The sequence below is a fragment of the Microbacterium sp. PM5 genome, from assembly GCF_003293595.1.
In the GTDB taxonomy this organism is placed as follows: Bacteria; Actinomycetota; Actinomycetes; order Actinomycetales; family Microbacteriaceae; genus Microbacterium.
On sequence record NZ_CP022162.1, the window covers coordinates 42,526 to 60,093 of the forward strand.

At 71.1% G+C, this 17,568-nt stretch carries 14 protein-coding genes; 11 read left to right on the top strand and 3 right to left on the bottom strand.

The features are described 5' to 3' along the window. The first annotated feature begins 25 nt into the window (after positions 1–25). From CEP17_RS00220 to CEP17_RS00240, 5 genes are all read left to right on the top strand, one after another. Positions 26–1,906 carry a glycoside hydrolase family 3 N-terminal domain-containing protein gene (locus tag CEP17_RS00220; protein WP_112930818.1) on the top strand — a complete coding sequence of 627 codons (1,881 nt, stop codon included), beginning with the start codon at positions 26–28 and terminating at the stop codon, positions 1,904–1,906. A 46-nt stretch (positions 1,907–1,952) separates the two neighbouring features. After that, on the top strand, positions 1,953–3,083 hold the full coding sequence (locus CEP17_RS00225; protein ID WP_239498552.1) for a LacI family DNA-binding transcriptional regulator: 1,131 nt from the start codon (positions 1,953–1,955) through the stop codon (positions 3,081–3,083). A 94-nt stretch (positions 3,084–3,177) separates the two neighbouring features. Further along, entirely contained in the window at positions 3,178–4,593 is a 1,416-nt protein-coding gene (locus tag CEP17_RS00230) for a ferric reductase-like transmembrane domain-containing protein (RefSeq protein WP_112930820.1), read from the top strand. A gap of 19 nt (positions 4,594–4,612) precedes the next feature. Further along, positions 4,613–5,149: an FMN-binding protein gene (locus CEP17_RS00235; RefSeq protein ID WP_036316253.1), complete on the top strand. Its 537-nt coding sequence runs from the start codon at positions 4,613–4,615 to the stop codon at positions 5,147–5,149. Further along, entirely contained in the window at positions 5,146–5,943 is a 798-nt protein-coding gene (locus CEP17_RS00240) for an FAD:protein FMN transferase (RefSeq protein WP_112930821.1), read from the top strand. Before CEP17_RS00235 ends, CEP17_RS00240 begins: the two co-directional genes overlap by 4 nt. Before the next feature lie 30 nt (positions 5,944–5,973). Here CEP17_RS00240 and CEP17_RS00245 read toward each other — a convergent pair whose 3' ends face one another. The 3 genes from CEP17_RS00245 to CEP17_RS00255 are packed head-to-tail and all read right to left on the bottom strand — an operon-like array spanning position 5,974 to position 9,228. Next, complete coding sequence (locus CEP17_RS00245; protein ID WP_112930822.1) at positions 5,974–6,960, bottom strand: HAMP domain-containing sensor histidine kinase; 987 nt, start codon at positions 6,958–6,960, stop codon at positions 5,974–5,976. Beyond that, positions 6,957–7,655: a response regulator transcription factor gene (locus CEP17_RS00250; protein WP_112930823.1), complete on the bottom strand. Its 699-nt coding sequence runs from the start codon at positions 7,653–7,655 to the stop codon at positions 6,957–6,959. Before CEP17_RS00250 ends, CEP17_RS00245 begins: the two co-directional genes overlap by 4 nt. 40 nt (positions 7,656–7,695) lie before the next feature. Further along, positions 7,696–9,228: a PucR family transcriptional regulator gene (locus CEP17_RS00255; RefSeq protein ID WP_112930824.1), complete on the bottom strand. Its 1,533-nt coding sequence runs from the start codon at positions 9,226–9,228 to the stop codon at positions 7,696–7,698. Positions 9,229–9,379: 151 nt separating this feature from the next. On the opposite strand from CEP17_RS00255, the gene gabT reads away from it, so the two are divergent. From gabT to CEP17_RS00285, 6 genes are all read left to right on the top strand, one after another. Then, positions 9,380–10,729, top strand: coding sequence for a 4-aminobutyrate--2-oxoglutarate transaminase (gene gabT, locus CEP17_RS00260; RefSeq protein ID WP_112930825.1), 1,350 nt, complete (start codon positions 9,380–9,382; stop codon positions 10,727–10,729). A gap of 152 nt (positions 10,730–10,881) precedes the next feature. After that, the gene (locus CEP17_RS00265) at positions 10,882–12,243 is read left to right on the top strand and encodes an NAD(P)/FAD-dependent oxidoreductase (RefSeq protein ID WP_112930826.1); all 1,362 of its coding nucleotides are present in this window, start codon (positions 10,882–10,884) and stop codon (positions 12,241–12,243) included. Continuing rightward, positions 12,240–13,124, top strand: coding sequence for a universal stress protein (locus CEP17_RS00270; protein ID WP_112930827.1), 885 nt, complete (start codon positions 12,240–12,242; stop codon positions 13,122–13,124). The genes CEP17_RS00265 and CEP17_RS00270 overlap by 4 nt, the downstream gene beginning before the upstream one ends. Next, positions 13,121–14,674: an APC family permease gene (locus CEP17_RS00275; protein WP_112930828.1), complete on the top strand. Its 1,554-nt coding sequence runs from the start codon at positions 13,121–13,123 to the stop codon at positions 14,672–14,674. The genes CEP17_RS00270 and CEP17_RS00275 overlap by 4 nt, the downstream gene beginning before the upstream one ends. Next, positions 14,671–16,125, top strand: a complete 1,455-nt coding sequence (locus tag CEP17_RS00280) for an NAD-dependent succinate-semialdehyde dehydrogenase (RefSeq protein ID WP_112930829.1) — start codon at positions 14,671–14,673, stop codon at positions 16,123–16,125. The genes CEP17_RS00275 and CEP17_RS00280 overlap by 4 nt, the downstream gene beginning before the upstream one ends. 61 nt (positions 16,126–16,186) lie before the next feature. Then, positions 16,187–17,551 (top strand): NAD-dependent succinate-semialdehyde dehydrogenase, encoded by a 1,365-nt coding sequence (locus tag CEP17_RS00285; protein WP_112930830.1) that lies wholly within the window; start codon positions 16,187–16,189, stop codon positions 17,549–17,551. The last annotated feature ends 17 nt before the right edge of the window (positions 17,552–17,568 follow it).

Consider the following 17,568-nt stretch of genomic DNA (forward strand, 5'->3'; position numbering starts at 1 on the left):
CCGACCCGCCTCGAGAAAGAGAACCATGACCCCCGACCACCTCTGCGCCCCCGACGGCACCCTCTTCCGCGACCTCAACGGCAACGGGGTGATGGATCCGTACGAGGACCCGCGCCTGAGTGCCGACGAGCGCGCCGCCGATCTCGTTGCCCGCATGAGCCTGGAGGAGAAGTGCGGCCTGATGTTCCAGACCGTCATCGAGGTGGGCGAGGACGGCGAGCTGCTGGAGGCACCGGGGCGGATCTCGAAGTCGCCCACCTCGACGGTGGTGCTCGGAAAGCACATGACGCACTTCAACGTGCACGCGATCCGCTCCGCGCGGCAGGCGGCGATGTGGAACAACAACCTCCAGCTGCTCGCGACGCAGACTCCGCATGGGGTGCCCGTGACCATCAGTACCGATCCGCGGCACGCCTTCGTCGAGAACACCGGAGTCGGATTCGCCGCCGGGCCGTTCTCGCAGTGGCCGGAGGGACTCGGTCTCGCCGCGATCGATGACGTCGAGACGGTGCGCCGTTTCGCCGACGTCGCGCGTCAGGAGTACCGCGCCGTCGGCATCCGCGCCGCCCTGCACCCGCAGATCGATCTCGCGACCGAGCCCCGGTGGGGCCGCCAGGCCCAGACGCTGGGCCAGGATGCCGCACGGGTCGCCGAGTTCACGGCCGCCTATCTTCAGGGCTTCCAGGGCGACGAGCTGGGGCCTGACAGCGTCGCCTGCACCACGAAGCACTTCCCCGGCGGCGGACCGCAGAAGGACGGTGAGGACGCGCACTTCCCGTACGGCCGCGAGCAGGTCTACCCCGGCGGCATGTTCGAGTACCACCTCGAGCCCTTCCGAGAGGCGATCCGGCGCGGGACCGCGGCGATGATGCCCTACTACGGCATGCCGATCGGGCTGGAACGCCACGGGGTTCCGATCGAGGAGGTCGGCTTCGGCTACAACCGCCAGATCGTCACCGATCTGCTGCGCGGCGAGCTCGGCTTCGACGGGGTCGTCGTCACCGATTGGGAGCTCGTCAATGACAACCACGTGGGCGATCAGGTGCTGCCGGCGCGCGCGTGGGGCGTGGAGGAGTTGTCGCCGAGCGAGCGGATGCTCAAGATCCTGGATGCCGGCGCCGACCAGTTCGGAGGCGAGGAGTGCGTCGACCTGCTGATCGACCTCGTCCGGACCGGGCGCGTCCCGGAGGAGCGCATCGATGTCTCGGCGCACCGCATCCTGCGGGTGAAGTTCCAGCTGGGCTTGTTCGACCACCCGTTCGTCGACCCCGACGAGGCCGAGCGCATCGTCGGCAACGCGGAGTTCCGCGCCGAGGGGGAGCGGGCGCAGGCGCGCTCGCTGACCGTCGTCGTCAATCGCGCCACCGCGGACGACGACCACCCCGTGCTGCCGCTGGCCGCGCGCTCGCGCCGCGTGTACGTCGAGGGCTTCCGCGCGGAGGACGTCGCCGAGCTGGGTGAGGTCGTGGCCGATCCCGCCGACGCCGACCTTGCCCTGGTGCGCCTCGGCGCCCCGTTCGAGCCGCGCGACGATCTCTTCCTCGAGGCCTGGTTCCATCAGGGCTCGCTCGAGTTCCCGCCCGGGCGCGTGTACCGCATGCGACGTATCGCGCAGCAGTGCCCGCTGGTGCTCGTCGTCAACCTCGACCGGCCCGGCATCCTCACACCGTTTGCGGAGTTCGCGTCGGCGATCGTCGTCGACTTCGGCAGCTCCGCGCGCGCCGTGCTCGACGTGCTCACCGGCCGCGTCGCTCCCGAGGGGCGCCTGCCGGTGGAACTGCCGCGGTCGATGGATGCCGTGCGCGCCTCTCGCGAAGATGTACCGTCGGATACGGGTGATCCGCTGTTCGCGGTGCACTTCGGTCTCGAACTGGCGGCACGGGTGGGAGAACGCGCCGACCGGTGAGACGCACGCCAGACGCTCCGGGCCGCCGATGACGAAGGGACAGCCGATGAGTGATGCCGCCGCGCGCCGTCCGACGGTCTACGACGTCGCACAGGAGGCCGGTGTCTCGATCGCCTCCGTGTCGTTCGCCTTCCGACGCCCCGAGCGGATCAGCGAAGCCACGCGCGAGCGGGTGCTGGCCGCCGCGCGCCGGCTGGGGTACGCCCCGAGCGCGGCGGCGCGCGGGCTCGCGAACGGACGCACCGGCACGCTCGGCCTGCACGCGTTCGACCTCATGCTCGAGCGGGCCGACCCGCGCGACGTCACGCCCCCGCGGCCCGATGTACGGGCGCCCTTGGATGCCGCGTCGATCATCCCGTGGTCGCAGACCGACGACGAGACCCTCGCCGATCCGCGGGCGTTCCCGCTCTACGTCGATGAGATCCAGCGCGGCTTTGCGCTGGAGTGCTGGATGCTGGGGCGGCCGGTCATGCTCTCCAGCGGGTCGGACAGCGACGTGTCGGTCGCCGATACGGCGGGCCGGGTCGACGGACTGGCCATCTTCCCGTCGCCGGTGCTGCCGACCGCTCTGCTGCGGATGCCCGCGACGATCCCGACGGTCCTGTTCAGCGTCGCTCCCGGCGACGATCCCCATCACCGCGTTCGCGTGGACAACGCCGGAGGGATGAGTGCGCTGATGGATCACCTCGTCGGCGACCACCAGTACGACGACGTCGCCTTCGTCGGGCGCCAGGAGGGATTCGACAACGCCGAACGCTTCCAGGAGTACCGGGCGTCGCTGATGCGGTGGGGTCTGCGTCCCCGTGACGAGCCGATCGACGGCACCGTGCGCGGTCCGCATCGGATGCTCGAGCAGCTCGGCGCGCTCCACGCCCGCGGCGCGCTGCCGCGCGTTCTCGTCTGCGCCAGCGACCAGCACGCGCTCATGGCCCTCGATGCCCTCGCCGCGCTCGGCGTGCGCGCGCCCGACGACGTGGCCGTCACCGGGTTCGACGGCATCCTGGCCGGTCGGCTCAGCACACCGACACTCACGTCCGTGCGCCAGCCGATGGAGGCCATGGGACGCGCCGCCGCCCGCATCCTCGCCGGCACCGCCGGTGCGCTCCCGGAGGGGCAGACGCGCTTCGACGCCGTGTTCGCTCCGCGCCTGCTGATCCGCCAGAGCTGCGGATGTTGAGCGCCCGTGTCGCGGGGCTGTCAGATTCCTATGGATGCCGCCTGAGCCTCTGATTCTTGGCCTTGTCTCAGAGCCGGTCGACGACGCTCGACGCATGACCACACAGGCCGCCACGCGATCCACTCCGCTCATCGCCGCGCCGCAGCTCGGCATCCGCTCGCGCCGCCCGCTCTGGCGGCTGCTCGCGATCGCCGTCATCTGGGCGACGAGCCTCTTCGTCGTCGCGCTCTGGATCGCCGGTGGCGCCGTGCAGGACCTGCGCGCGTGGGATGCCGACACCCTGAACACTCTGGGGCGGATCACCGGTCTCGTCTCGGCGAATCTGCTGCTGTACCAGGTGCTGCTGATGGCGCGCGTGCCGCTGTTCGAGCGAGCCTTCGGGCGCGATGCGATCACGCGGATGCACCGCTGGGTCGGCTTCTGGTCGTTCTGGCTGCTGCTGGCCCACATCGCCCTGCTGGTGGTCGGCTACGCCGCCCAGGCCGGTGTCAACGTGATCGCCCAGCTGTGGGACTTCGTCTGGAACTACCCCGGGATGATGCTCGCGACGGCGGGAACGGGCCTGCTGGTGCTCGTCGTGGTGACCAGCATCCGCCGAGCGCGGCGTTCCATGCGCTACGAGTCGTGGCACCTGCTGCACCTGTACGGGTACCTCGGTGTCGGGCTGGCGATTCCGCACATGCTGTGGACCGGCGCCGATTTCGCCGCCCATCCGCTCGCCGAGGTGTACTGGTGGGGACTGTGGGCGGCGACCGCCGCCGCGGTCATCGTCTTCCGCGTGGCGCTGCCGCTGTGGCGCTCCGCGCGTCACGACATCCGCGTCGTCGCCGTCGAGGCAGACGGGCCGGTGGGCGTCGTGGTCCGCATGCGCGGACGCGGCTTGGAGCGCCTCGGCGCCCGCGCCGGTCAGTTCTTCGTCTGGCGGTTTCTGGGCGCACCCGGCTGGACGCGCGGAGTCCCGCTGTCGCTGGCGGCCGACCCCCGCCGCGGCGAACTCGTCGTCGCGGCCCGCATGGTCGGCGACGGGACGCGCCGGTTGGCGACTCTCCGCCGGGGCACGCGCGTGTTGATCGAAGGGCCCTACGGCGAGTTCACGGGCGAGGCACGGACGCGGCGGGGGATCGTCATGATGGGTGCCGGCGCCGGCGTCGCACCCCTCGTCTCGCTTCTCGAGGCCGAGCCGTATGCGCCCGGCGAGGCGATCCTGATCACTCGCGACCATGCGGCGGCCGAGTCGATGCGCGTGCGCGAGATCGAGCGCCTGGTCGCGCGCCGGGGCCTGCACCACGTGGCTCTGCACGGTCCGCGCCGTCGCGCCGGATCGACGTGGCTGCCGGTGACGTTCGCCGATGGGCGCGGTGCGGAGATGCTGCGGCGGATGGTGCCCGGCATCCACGATCACGACGTCTACCTCTGCGGCCCCGAGCCCTGGATGGCCTCGGTGCGTCGCGACCTGCGGGCTGCCGGGGTGCCGGCCGCTCAGATCCACAGCGAAGCCTTCGGCGTCTGAGTTCAGAGAGGACACCACCATGAAGAGAATCGTCTACGCCCTGCTCGCGACCGTCAGCGGCCTCGTGCTGCTGTTCAGCTATCGCACCTCCCTTCCCGAGGACGCGGCCGTCGCCGCACCGCTGAACGCGAATCGCACGGACGCCACCCGCGTCACCCCGGCTCCGGCGTCGCCGTCGGCCGGGACCTCGTCGACCACGACGACCGCCGGCGGGTCGAGTTCGAGCTCGTCGTCGGGGGCGACCTCTTCGACGACGACCACGTCGAAGAGCGGGCTCACCGACGGCACGTTCACCGGCTCGGCGGTCAACACGCGCTACGGGGCGGTGCAGGTGCAGATCACCGTCTCAGGCGGCGTGATCACCGACGTGCAGACGCCGGCCTACCCCGATCACAGCAGCCGCGACCGTCAGATCAACCAGGACGCCCTGCCGCAGCTGATCTCCGAGACGCTCTCGGCCCAGAGCGCGCAGATCGACATGGTGTCGGGGGCGACGTACACGAGCACCGGGTACCTCGACTCGCTCCAGTCGGCGATCGACCAGGCCTCGGCATGAGCGAACCGAGCCGCCGGGCCTGGACGGCGGAGCTCATGGGCACGACCGCCAGCATCCACGTCATCGGCAGTCCCGACGCGTGCGCGGCGGCGACGGATGCCGCGGCATCCACCGTCGCGATGCTCCGCGAGCTGGAGGCGATCTTCTCGACGTACCGTGCGGACTCGGAGATCTCGCGGCTGCGCCGCGGCGAGCTGAGCTTCGCCGACGCCGATCCGCGGCTGACGGATGTCGCCGATGCCTGCCGACGACTCGAGGAGGCGACCGGCGGGCGGTTCAGCGCCTTCTGGCGGGAAGGCTTCGATCCCACCGGCTACGTGAAGGGCTGGGCGACGGATGTCGCCGCGACGGCGCACCTCGAGCCGCTGCTCGCGATGCCCGGGGTGAGCGCCGTCGGCATCAACGTCGGCGGCGACCTGAGGGTGTGGACCGCGCCCGGCGCGCCCTGGTCGTGGACCGTCGGCATCGCCGACCCGGTGCGGCCGGGGGCGGCTCTGGCGACGCTGCGGGTGCGCAACGGCGCCGTCGCCACCTCCGGCACCGCCGAGCGGGGAGCGCACCTCGTCGACCCTCGATCCGGCATCGCGGTGTCTGCTGCGGTGAGCGCGACGGTCGTCGCGGACGACCTCACCACCGCCGACGTGTGGGCGACCGCCCTCGCCGTCGCGGCCGGCGAGGACACCCGGTGGCTGTGGGACGCGCCGCTGCGCTCGGCGATGACGGTCACCGACGCCGGTGTCCGTCGATGGGTCGCGGGCGTCGGCGTCGAGACCGTCGCGGCGACCGCGGCCTGAACCCGCGACGGCGACCTCGGCCTGAGGCCGCTACGCAGCCTGCGGCAGCCAGAGCAGCATGGTGGTACCCGCTGCCGACGTTCGCTCGATCTCGATCCGGCCCCCGGCCGCCGCGGCCGCCTCGCGCACGAGCGCGAGACCCAGGCCGAAACCGCGCCGCCGACCCGACTCCGGGCCGCGGGCGAAGCGCTCGAAGATGCGCTCGCGATCGGCATCGGCGATGCCGGTGCCGCCGTCGCGCACCCGGATCGCGACCCCCCGTCCGTCGGATCGCGCCGACAGTGCGACCTCGCCGCCGGCGGGAGTGTGCTGCACCGCGTTGTCCAGGAGCGCGACGCAGAGCCGGTCGAGGGTGACGCGGGGAAGGCGCACCCGCAGGCCCGCGCCGTCGCCCTGACCGACGCGGACGCGCACGCCCGCCTCCTCGGCCAGCGGCGCCACCGTGGCCGCCGCGGCCGTCAGCGCCGCATCGACGACGGCGGGCTCGGCATCCGTCGCCGTTCCCTCCGCCGTCAGCAGCATGTCGGTGAGCACGGCGTCCATGACCGACGCGTCGGCGCGCAACGCCGCGAGCGTGTCGGTGAGGTCTTCGCCGCGTCGGTAGCGGCGCTCCAGGATCTGCGTCCGGCTCGTGAGAGCCGTCAGCGGCGTGCGGATCTCGTGGCTCGCATCGGCGACGAAGCGGCGCTGCAGCCGCAGGGCACCGGCCAACGGGGCCACCGCGCGGCGGGCGGCGAACCAGGCGACGAGGGCGAGCAGCGCCACCCCGGCGAGACCGAGCGCAACGACCCAGGGGAGGATGCGGTCGACGTCGACGACGATGCGGTCGCCGTCCGGCGGACCGCTGCGGCCGCCACCCTCGCCGTTGTGGTGCAGTTCGGGTCGGGCCGACAGCAGCAGAACGGCCACGAGAAGCGCGACTCCCGCCGTCACCACGACGGCCGATGCGGCACCGACGAGCAGACCGACGTGGACCGCGGCGCGACGAACGCGCCGGCGGTCGGCCTCGTCGCTCACGACGGGCTCCCCGCACGGTAGCCGCGACCGCGAACGGTCTCGATGATCTCGGGCGACGCCTTGCGGCGGATGTAGTGCACGTAGGTGTCGACGGAGCTCAGTGCGTCGTCGGAGGAGAAGACGGCGTGAAGGATTTCGTCGCGGGAGAAGACGTGCTCGGGGCTCTCGCTCAGCAGCGCCAGCAGGCGCGCCTCGGTCGCCGTCAGCGTGACGCGCTCGCCGCCGCCGCCGTACAGTGCGCGCGACTCGGCGACGAAGGTCCAGTCCCCGAGGTGACGCCGGCGTCCCTCGGCATGGTGCCCGCGGACGAGCGCGCGCAGGCGTGCGAGCAGCTCGTCGAAGTCGAACGGCTTGACCAGGTAGTCGTTGGCGCCGCTGTCGAGGCCGTCGACCCGGTCCGCGACGGCGCCGAGAGCCGTCAGCAGCAGCACCGGCGTGGTGAGGCGGGCGGTACGCATCGCCTGCACGATCTCCACCCCGTCGAGCCCCGGCAGACGCCGGTCGACGACCAGGACATCGAAGCGCTCCGCCAGCACGCGCTCCCGTGCGGCGAGACCGTCGCTGAGGTGCGTGACGTCGTAGACCTCGGAGAGCACCTCGACGGTCATGCCCGCGATCGTCGGGTCGTCTTCCACGTAGAGCAGTCGCGGCCGTGCGCCGTCGCGGGTCATCGCGTCTCCGATCTTCACCGCCATCATTCACCCATATCGGCGCCAAGAATCCGCCAAGAGCGCATCACCCCGCGGCGACGAGGGCGGCCCACAGCTCGGCACGCGCCGGAAAGCTCGACAGGTCCACCCCCAGCAGTTGCTGCGCCTGCGCGACCCGGGCGCGCACCGTGTGCCGATGGATGCCGAGCGCTCGCGCGGCCTCATCGATGCGCGCGTCGTGGGTGAGCCAGGTGCGCACGGTCTCCACGAGCGCCGTGCCCTGGGCGTCGTCGTGCGCGCGCAGCGGGCGCAGCCGCGCGTCGGCGAGAGCGCGGGCGGCCGGGGAATCGAGACTCGACAGCACCCCCGCGGCATCCGCGAAGCGCGTGACGGTCCCGCTCACGGCGGTGCGCAGCGCGGTGAGGGCCTGCGCGTGGGCGCGAGAGAATCCGCTGTAGTCGGTGGGCTCCGACAGCCCCACCGCGGCGTCCAGCAGACGCGCGAGTGCGGTGGGCGCGCCCTCGTCGTCGGCGGCGACCACGAGGACGATGCCGTCGCCGCTGCGCGCGTAGAACAGGCCGCCGCGCTCGGCGGCCTGCAGCTCGAGCCAGTCGACCGCCGCGTCGGTGCGGTTGGCGGCGACGGCGGCGACCCCGATGACGACCGGGCTCGTCGGCAGCGGGCCCCACAGCTCGCGCGACACACGACGCGCCAGTTGCGGGTCGTCCTCGAGGAGCGTGTGCAGCAGTCCTGCCCGCAGTGCCGCACGGGCGCGGCCGAGTCCCACGTTCTGTTCGAGGGCGAGGCCGGCCATCGCGATGACCGAGGTCACCACGCTGCGTCCCTCCAGGTCGAGGTCGGCGCCCACGATCGCGATGAGCCCGCGGAGGTGTCCGCCGCGGCCGAGCGTCTGCATCGTGACGCGTCGATCACCGATCTCGAGCGTCGATGCCGCGCGGGCTCCGCGGCGCAGCACGGCGCCGGCCTCCGTCGCGAGGGCGGCGCGCGCATCGTCGTCGAGCGCGTCGGCGGGGGCGCTCTGGGTCAGCGTGCCGGCGGCGTCGAACAGTCCGACCCACGCGCCGAGTTGAGACGCGAGCTCGGCGACGGTCGCCGCCAGCCCGTCCGGACGCAGTGCGGCGAGCGAGATCGCCCGCTGCGCCGACAGTGCCCAGGTGCGACGGGCATACGCCTGCGCGGCGATGGCTTCGGCGTTGGCCCGCGCCAGCGCGATGAACGGTGTGCGGTAGGGCACCTCGAACAGCGGCATCCGCTGCGCGGCGCAGGCGAGAACGAGCGCGGGCGGGATGCCGTCGCGCACCACCTCGGTGCCGAACCCCAACCCGCGCACACCGCGGGCGCGCAGGCGCGCCACGTAGGCGGCGGCGTCATCGCCCGATTCGCCGTCGCCGCCGGCTCCGACGAACTGCGTGCCCGTCGTCAGCAGCAGCAGGTCATCGGCGAGGAAGGGAGTGGGGTCGATGAGGTCGGAGCTGTGCACCCAGCGCAGCGGGGCGTCCAGCGCTCCCTCGTCGAGATCGTCGGGGCGGGAGGCGAGCCGCAGGTCGAGGTCGCGGCGCGCGAGGAGGGCGCGCAGGGTCGGCTGCGTCTCGGTCATGGGCGGCGGCCTCCTCGGCGCGGTCCGGGGTCGATCCGGGGCGGGCTCCCGGCGATGGGTGCGCGGCGGCTGTACGCCACGTACGCATCTGATCACAGAATGTACACGGCGGAGGGTGTGGCTCGGCATCCGAGGCTCATACGCTCCCGGCATGAGCATCATCGACAGCGCCGCCGTCGGCGGTCCGTCCCTGGCGCAGGAGCGCCGTCTCGTCACCGCGATCCCCGGCCCCCGCTCGCAGGAGCTGCTGGCGCGCAAGAGCGCCGCCGTCGCGTCGGGAGTCGCGCACACGGTGCCCATCGAAGCCGTCGCCGCCGGCGGAGGCGTCGTGGTCGACGCCGACGGCAACTCGCTCATCGACCTCGGCAGTGGCATCGCCGTCACGAGCGTGGGCAACGCCCACCCGGGCGTCGTGGCGGCCGTCCAGGCCGCCGTCGCGCAGATGACGCACACCTGCTTCATGATCTCGCCGTACGAGTCGTACGTGGCCGTCGCCGAGAAGCTCAACCGTCTCACGCCTGGCGACCACGCGAAGAAGTCGGCGCTGTTCAATTCCGGCGCGGAAGCCGTCGAGAACGCGATCAAGATCGCCCGCAAGGCCACCGGCCGCTCGGCCGTCGTCGCGTTCGACCACGCGTACCACGGCCGCACCAACCTCACGATGGCCCTCACGGCGAAGTCGATGCCGTACAAGAGCGGATTCGGTCCGTTCGCCTCCGAGGTCTACCGCGTTCCGGCCTCGTACCCGCTGCGCGACGGACTGAGCGGTGCGGATGCCGCTGCCAAGGCCATCTCGTTGATCGAGAAGCAGATCGGCGCCGACAACCTTGCGGCCGTCATCATCGAACCGATCCAGGGCGAGGGCGGTTTCATCGTGCCCGCCGAGGGATTCCTTCCCGCGGTCGTCGACTGGTGCCGCGCCCACGGCGTCGTCTTCATCGCCGACGAGGTGCAGACGGGCTTCGCCCGCACCGGAGCGATGTTCGCGAGCGAACTGTTCGGCATCGTGCCGGACCTCATCACGACGGCCAAGGGCATCGCGGGCGGCATGCCGCTGGCGGCGGTCACCGGTCGCGCCGAGATCATGGATGCCACCCACGGCGGGGGCCTCGGCGGCACCTACGGCGGCAACCCGGTGGCGTGCGCCGCCGCCCTCGCGGCGATCGATGCGTTCGAGAACGACGGGATGCTCGAGCGGGCGCGCGAGATCGGGGGGATCCTCCGCGCCCGCTTCGAGTCCGTGCAGCAGTCCGACCCGCGCATCGCCGAGGTGCGCGGCGCCGGCGCGATGATCGCGGTCGAGTTCGTCGACCCCGAGACGAAGGCTCCCGACGCCGCGCTGACCTCGGCGGTCGCGAAGGCGGCGATCGCCGAGGGCGTCATCGTGCTCACCTGCGGCACGTACGGCAACGTCATCCGCTTCCTGCCGCCCCTGTCGATCTCCGACGAGCTGCTCTCCGAGGGAATCGACGTCGTCGTCGCCGCCCTCGCCGCCAACTGACCCCGCCCCGGCATCCCACCCACACCCCGCCCCATGTCCCACTTGCGCCCGGCGATGTCCCACTTTCGGTCTCCTCGAGGCCGCTCTGACAGCGCTTATCGGGACATGCTGCGGGAGCACCACGCATCCGGATCCACGACAGAGGAGACACCATGACCGAGATCACGCGCGACGTCGTCGTCATCGGCGCCGGTGCGGCGGGATTGACCGCCGCCAACCAGCTCAAGAAGGCGGGCCTGTCGGTCGCCGTGCTCGAAGCCCGCGACCGCGTGGGCGGGCGGCTGTGGACCGACACGATCGAGGGAGCGATGCTCGAGATCGGCGGCCAGTGGGTCTCGCCCGATCAGGACGCGCTCAAGGAGACCATCGTCGAGCTGGGCCTGGAGACCTTCGACCGCTACCGCGACGGCGACAGCGTCTACATCGGCCCCGATGGGGTCGCCCACCGCTACACGGGTGAGATGTTCCCCGTCAGCGCCGAGACCGAGAAGGTCATCGCGGATGTCACCGCCCGCCTCGACGCCATGGTCGCCGAGATCGACCCCGACCGTCCGTGGGCCCATCCGCAGGCGGCGGAGTGGGACACCGTCTCGTGGGACGCCTGGCTGCGCGAGCAGACCGACGACGACGAGGCCATCCGCAACCTCGCCTTCCCCACCGGATCGGCCATGCTCACGAAGCCGACCCATTCGTTCTCGCTGCTGCAGTCGCTGCTGATGGCGGCATCCGCCGGTAGCTACACCAACCTGGTCGACGCCGACTTCATCCTGGACAAGCGCGTCGTCGGCGGCCTGCAGCAGGTGCCGCTGCTGCTGGCCGAGCGCCTGGGCGACGACGTCTTCCTCGGCCAGCCGGTGCGCACCCTCGAATACACCGAGGGGGAGGGTGTCGTGGCCATCGCCGACGGCGTCACCGTCCGCGCCCGCCACGCGATCCTCGCGCTCGCGCCGGTGCTGTACAACCGCATCTCGTTCGTGCCGCCGCTGCCGCGCCTTCAGCACCAGATGCACCAGCACATCTCGATGGGCTTCGTCATCAAGGTGCACGCCGTCTACGAGACGCCCTTCTGGCGCGAGAAGGGCCTGTCGGGCACGGCCTTCAGCCCGTACGAGCTCTCGCACGAGGCGTACGACAACACGAACCACGGCGACGAGCGCGGAACGCTCGTGGGCTTCGTCTCCGACCGCACCGCCGATGACCTGTTCCGTCTGAGCGCCGAGGAGCGCAAGGAGCGCATCCTCGAATCGCTCAGTCACTACTACGGACCCGAGGCGAAGGATCCGGTCGTCTACTACGAGAGCGACTGGGGCAGCGAGGAGTGGACCCGCGGTGCGTACGCGGCATCCTTCGACCTCGGCGGCCTGCACCGGTACGGGGCCGATCTGCGGACGCCCATCGGTCCGATCCACTTCGCCTGCAGCGACATGGCCGGCGCCGGCTACCAGCACGTCGACGGCGCCATCCGCATGGGGCGCCTGGCCGCGCAGCAGATCCTGGACGAGATCCACACATGAGCGGGCACGTCGTCGTCGGGTACACCGCGACCAAGCCCGGACGCGACGCCGTCGCGTTCGCCGCGCGGCTGGCGGCGGCCCTCGACGCCGTGCTCGACGTGGCGATCATCCTGCCCCGGTCGGACCGCAGCGTGATCACGCCCCCGGATGCCGGGTACGAGCGGCATCTGCACGCGCAGGCGCAGACATGGATCGCCCAGGCGATCGACCGGATTCCCGCCGACGTCGTCGCCCACGCGCACGTGCGCCCGGCGGAATCGTTCGCCGAGGGACTCATCGAGATCGCCGACGAGCTGCGTGCTTCGTACGTCGTGGTGGGCGCCGCCGATGGGGCCTCGCGCGGTCGTCACCGGCTCGGATCGACGACGACCGAGCTGCTGCACTCGTCGGACGTTCCCGTCGTGCTGGTCCCGCGGGGAGCGCGCAAGATCGCCCCCGAGACCGGCATCACGCGGCTGACGGTCGCGGTCGGCACGCGGCCCGGGGCCGATGCCCTCATCGCCGAGACCGCGGCGCTCGCGCAGGGACTCGGCGCGCCCGTCCGACTGCTGTCGCTGCTGCCGGTCGATCTGCCGCCGTCCGCAGATACGGGAGCGATCCGCCTTGCCAGCAGCACGAAAGCCGACGAGGTGCTGGCGGCAGCCCGGGCGGAGCTGCCCGCCGGCTTGCACACCGACGTCGCGGTGGCCGCCGGCGAGAGCATCGAGGAGGCGGTGTCCTACCTCGACTGGCAGCCGGGTGAGGTCGTGCTGGTCGGATCGAGCCGCCTCGCCCAGCCGCGCCGCCTGTTCCTCGGCTCGACCGCGGCGAAGATGCTGCACGAGATCACCGTGCCGGTGATCGTCGTGCCCCGAACCCACTCCGAGGAGTCTCGACGATGAGCGCACCCTCCACGACCGACGCCGACGCCACGACCGGCGCGCTCTCCCGCAAGGGACTCAGCGCCGGAACGATCGGTCTGATCGGTGCGGTCGTCATCGGCATCTCCTGCATCGCCCCGGCGTACACGTTCACGGCCGCCGTCGGCCCCACGGCATCCGCGGTGGGCGCGCAGATCCCCGCGATCATCCTCGTGGGATTCATCCCGATGCTCCTGGTCGCCTTCGGCTACCGCGAGCTGAACAACCGCATGCCGGATGCCGGCACCAGCTTCACCTGGGCGGCGCGCGCCTTCGGGCCGTGGGTCGGCTGGATGGCCGGGTGGGGACTCGTCGTCGCCACGATCCTCGTGCTGTCGAATCTGGCCGGCGTCGCGGTCGACTTCCTCTTCCTGCTGCTGTCGCAGGTGACCGGCAACGCCGAGATCGCCGACCTCGCCTCGAACACCTGGATCAACGTGGGCGTCTGCCTGCTGTTCATGCTCGCGGCCACCTTCATCTCCTACCGCGACATGCAGACGACCCAGAAGCTGCAGTACGTGCTCGTGACCTTCCAGGTCGCCGTGCTGCTGTTCTTCGCGATCGCCGCCATCGTGGAGGCCGTCAGCGGCAAGGGCTTCGACTTCCAGCCGTTCGACATCGGCTGGTTCAACCCGTTCGCCGTCAGCTCGTTCAGTGCGTTCGCCGCGGGCCTGTCGCTGTCGATCTTCATCTTCTGGGGGTGGGATGTCACCCTCACGATGAACGAGGAGACGAAGGACCCCGAGAAGACGCCGGGTCGTGCGGCGACCATCACGGTGCTGACGATCGTCTCGATCTACCTTCTGCTCGCGGTCGCGATGATCATGTACGCCGGTGTCGGCACGGGGGAGCTGGGTCTCGGCAACGAAGACATCCAGGGCAACGTGTTCTTCCACCTGTCGGGGCCGATCCTGGGGCCCCTCGCGTTCCTCGTGTCGCTGGCGGTACTCACCTCGTCGGCGTCGTCGCTGCAGTCGACGTTCGTGGGCCCCGCGCGCACGCTCCTGTCGATGGGGCACTATGGCGCGCTGCCGCCCGCCTTCGCCCGGGTCAGTCCGCGCTTCTTCACGCCCGGCTTCGCCACGATCGTCTCGGCGGTGGTCGCCTCCGCGTTCTACGCGGTGATGCGCGTGGTGAGCGAGAACACCCTCTGGGACACCATCCTCACCCTCGGCATGATGATCTGCTTCTACTACGGCGTCACGGCCTTCGCGTGCGTCTGGTATTTCCGCAAGCAGTGGTTCGACTCCGTGCGCAACGTGTTCTTCACGTTCCTGTTCCCGCTCGTGGGCGGCGTGATCCTCGGCATCCTGTTCTTCACCACGCTCATCGACTCCATGGATCCCGGCTACGGCTCGGGCGCCAACGTCGGCGGCGTCGGGATCGTCTTCATCCTCGGCATGCTCATCATCGTGGTGGGTATCGTCCTCATGATCTGGCAGTCGGTGACACGTCCCGCGTTCTTCCGCGGCGAGACCCTCGCCACGGACGCCCCTGCCAGCACCCGTCGCCTGAAGGAGGCCGCACGTTGATCACCGAAAGCGCACTGCTCGAGAAGGTTCCCCGCGGGCTGTTCATCGGCGGCGAGTGGGTCGACGGCTCGGCCGGCACCTTCCCCGTCGTCGACCCCGCGACCGGTGACACCCTCGTCGAGATCGCGGACGCGTCGCCCGAGGACGGCATCCGCGCCCTGGACGCGGCGGTCGCGGCGCAGGAGGAATGGGCGGCGACGGCGCCGCGGCGCCGCAGCGACATCCTCCGCCGGGCCTTCGACCTGCTGATGGAGCGCGCCGACGAGATCGCGCTGCTGATGACGCTGGAGATGGGAAAGCCGCTCGCGGAGGCGCGTGGCGAGATCACCTACGGCGGCGAGTTCCTGCGCTGGTTCAGCGAAGAGGCGGTGCGCATCTCGGGCCGGTTCGGCTCGAATCCCGAGGGCACGGGACGCATGATCGTCAGCCAGCGCCCCGTCGGCCCCTGCTTCTTCATCACCCCGTGGAACTTCCCGCTCGCGATGGCCACCCGCAAGATCGCCCCGGCGCTCGCCGCCGGGTGCACCGTGGTCATCAAGCCGGCCGAGCTCACCCCCCTGACGACGCTCGCCTTCGTCGACATCCTGGTCGAGGCGGGGCTTCCCACCGGCGTGGTCAACGTCGTCACCACGACCCGCTCGGCGGCGCTGTCGGCACCCATCATCGCCGACCCGCGCCTGCGCAAGCTCTCGTTCACCGGCTCGACGCCGGTCGGCAAGAAGCTCATCGCCCAGGCGGCCGAAGGCGTGCTGCGCGTGTCGATGGAACTGGGCGGCAACGCCCCGTTCGTCGTGTTCGACGATGCCGACCTCGACAAGGCCGTCGACGGCGCGATGCTCGCCAAGTTCCGCAACATCGGGCAGGCCTGCACCGCCGCCAACCGCTTCATCGTGCACACCTCCGTCGCCGACGAGTTCGCGCGCCGTGTCACCGAACGCGTGAACGCGATGCGCGTGGGACGGGGAACCGAGGAGGGCGTGCAGATCGGTCCGCTGATCGACGCGAAGGCCGTGGAAGGTGCCGAAGCGCTCGTCTCGGATGCCGTCGCGCGCGGCGCGCGCCTGCTCACGGGCGGATCTGCCGTCGACGGGCCGGGAACGTTCTTCGAGCCCACGGTGATCACCGACGTGGTCGGCGGCAGCGACATCCTCCGCGAGGAGATATTCGGCCCCGTGCTCGCGATCGCGACGTTCACCGACGAGGACGAGGCGGTGCGCCTCGCCAACGACACGGAGTACGGGCTGGTGTCCTACGTCTTCACCGAGGATCTCGCGCGCGGCATGCGGATGATCGATCGCCTGGAAACCGGCATGATGGGCCTGAATGCAGGGGTCGTCTCGAACGCGGCCGCGCCGTTCGGCGGCGTGAAGCAGTCGGGCGTGGGCCGTGAGGGAGGCCTCGAAGGCATCCACGAGTTCCTCTCGACCAAGTACACGCTGATCCCCGCCTGATCCCTGCCCGATCCCCACTGACGCGAACCGACCCTCAGTCGACACGAAACGGAGAACGACGATGACGTATGCGGTTGTGAATCCCGCCACCGGCCAGACCCTCGCCACCTATCCCGACTTCACGGCCGACGAGGTCGAGGCCGCCGTCGCCGCCGCGCACGAGGCGGCACAGACATGGGGACGCACGTCCACGCCGGCGGAGCGTGCGGTCCTGCTGCGTCGGGTCGCCGAACTGCATCGCGAGCGCCGCGACGAGATGGCCGCGATCATCGTGCGGGAGATGGGCAAACCGCTCGCTGCGGCCGAGGGCGAGGTCGACTTCGCGGCCGACATCACGGAGTTCTACGCCGATCACATCGACGAGATCACCGGCGACCGGCCCATCGACATCCTCGGGGAGGGCACCGCGGTGATCCGCCGCTCGCCTCTGGGCGTGCTTCTGGGCATCATGCCGTGGAACTTCCCGTACTACCAAGTCGCCCGCTTCGCGGCGCCGAACCTGGCGATCGGCAACACCATCCTGCTCAAGCACGCACCGCAGTGTCCGCAGTCCGCGGCTGCGATCGCCCAGATCTATGCCGACGCGGGCTTCCCCGTCGGCGCGTACGTGGACGTTCGTCTCACCAACGACCAGGCCGCGGAGGTCATCGCCGATCGTCGTGTGCACGGCGTCTCGGTGACCGGCAGCGAGCGCGCCGGTGCCGCCGTCGCCGAGATCGCCGGGCGCAACCTCAAGAAGGTCGTTCTCGAGCTGGGCGGATCCGACCCGTTCATCCTGCTGTCGACCGACGACCTCGACGCGGCGGTGCAGGCCGCCGTCGATGCGCGCCTGGACAACAACGGACAGTCCTGCAACGGCGCCAAGCGCTTCCTCGTCGCCGACGAGCTCCACGACGCTTTCGTCGAGAAGTTCGCGGCCGCGCTGGAGGGGGCCAAGGTCGGCGATCCCTTCGCCGAGGACACGGTCCTGGGGCCGCTCTCCTCGCTCGCCGCCGCCGAGCGGCTTCAGGACCAGGTCGACCGCGCCGTCGCGCAGGGCGCGACCGTCGTCACGGGGGGCTCGCGCGACGGGGCGTTCTTCCCCGGCACGGTGATCACAGGTGTGACGGCCGACATGGACGCGTATCGCGAGGAGTTCTTCGGACCCGTCGGCGTCGTCTATCGGGTCAGCGGCGAGGACGAGGCGATCGAGATCGCCAACGGCACCGAGTTCGGTCTGGGCTCCTACGTCTTCACCACCGACGAGGAGCAGGCGGAACGCATCGCCGATCGCATCGACGCCGGCATGGTCTACGTCAACATCGTCCTCGCCGACTCGCCCGAGCTTCCCTTCGGCGGCATCAAGCGCAGCGGCACCGGACGCGAGATGGGGCTGCTGGCCGCCGAGGAATTCGTCAACAAGAAGCTCATCCGTATCGCCGGCTGACGCGCCGGTGCTGCCGG

What these genes read in the sequence shown, in the direction of transcription:
- CEP17_RS00250 (WP_112930823.1), bottom strand. Translation starts at nt 7,655, where the DNA reads ATGGCGGTGAAGATCGGAGACGCGATGACCCGCGACGGCGCACGGCCG.
- CEP17_RS00225 (WP_239498552.1), top strand. Translation starts at nt 1,953, where the DNA reads ATGAGTGATGCCGCCGCGCGCCGTCCGACGGTCTACGACGTCGCACAG.
- CEP17_RS00265 (WP_112930826.1), top strand. Translation starts at nt 10,882, where the DNA reads ATGACCGAGATCACGCGCGACGTCGTCGTCATCGGCGCCGGTGCGGCG.
- CEP17_RS00230 (WP_112930820.1), top strand. Translation starts at nt 3,178, where the DNA reads ATGACCACACAGGCCGCCACGCGATCCACTCCGCTCATCGCCGCGCCG.
- CEP17_RS00275 (WP_112930828.1), top strand. Translation starts at nt 13,121, where the DNA reads ATGAGCGCACCCTCCACGACCGACGCCGACGCCACGACCGGCGCGCTC.
- CEP17_RS00255 (WP_112930824.1), bottom strand. Translation starts at nt 9,228, where the DNA reads ATGACCGAGACGCAGCCGACCCTGCGCGCCCTCCTCGCGCGCCGCGAC.
- gabT (WP_112930825.1), top strand. Translation starts at nt 9,380, where the DNA reads ATGAGCATCATCGACAGCGCCGCCGTCGGCGGTCCGTCCCTGGCGCAG.
- CEP17_RS00240 (WP_112930821.1), top strand. Translation starts at nt 5,146, where the DNA reads ATGAGCGAACCGAGCCGCCGGGCCTGGACGGCGGAGCTCATGGGCACG.
- CEP17_RS00285 (WP_112930830.1), top strand. Translation starts at nt 16,187, where the DNA reads ATGACGTATGCGGTTGTGAATCCCGCCACCGGCCAGACCCTCGCCACC.
- CEP17_RS00220 (WP_112930818.1), top strand. Translation starts at nt 26, where the DNA reads ATGACCCCCGACCACCTCTGCGCCCCCGACGGCACCCTCTTCCGCGAC.
- CEP17_RS00235 (WP_036316253.1), top strand. Translation starts at nt 4,613, where the DNA reads ATGAAGAGAATCGTCTACGCCCTGCTCGCGACCGTCAGCGGCCTCGTG.
- CEP17_RS00270 (WP_112930827.1), top strand. Translation starts at nt 12,240, where the DNA reads ATGAGCGGGCACGTCGTCGTCGGGTACACCGCGACCAAGCCCGGACGC.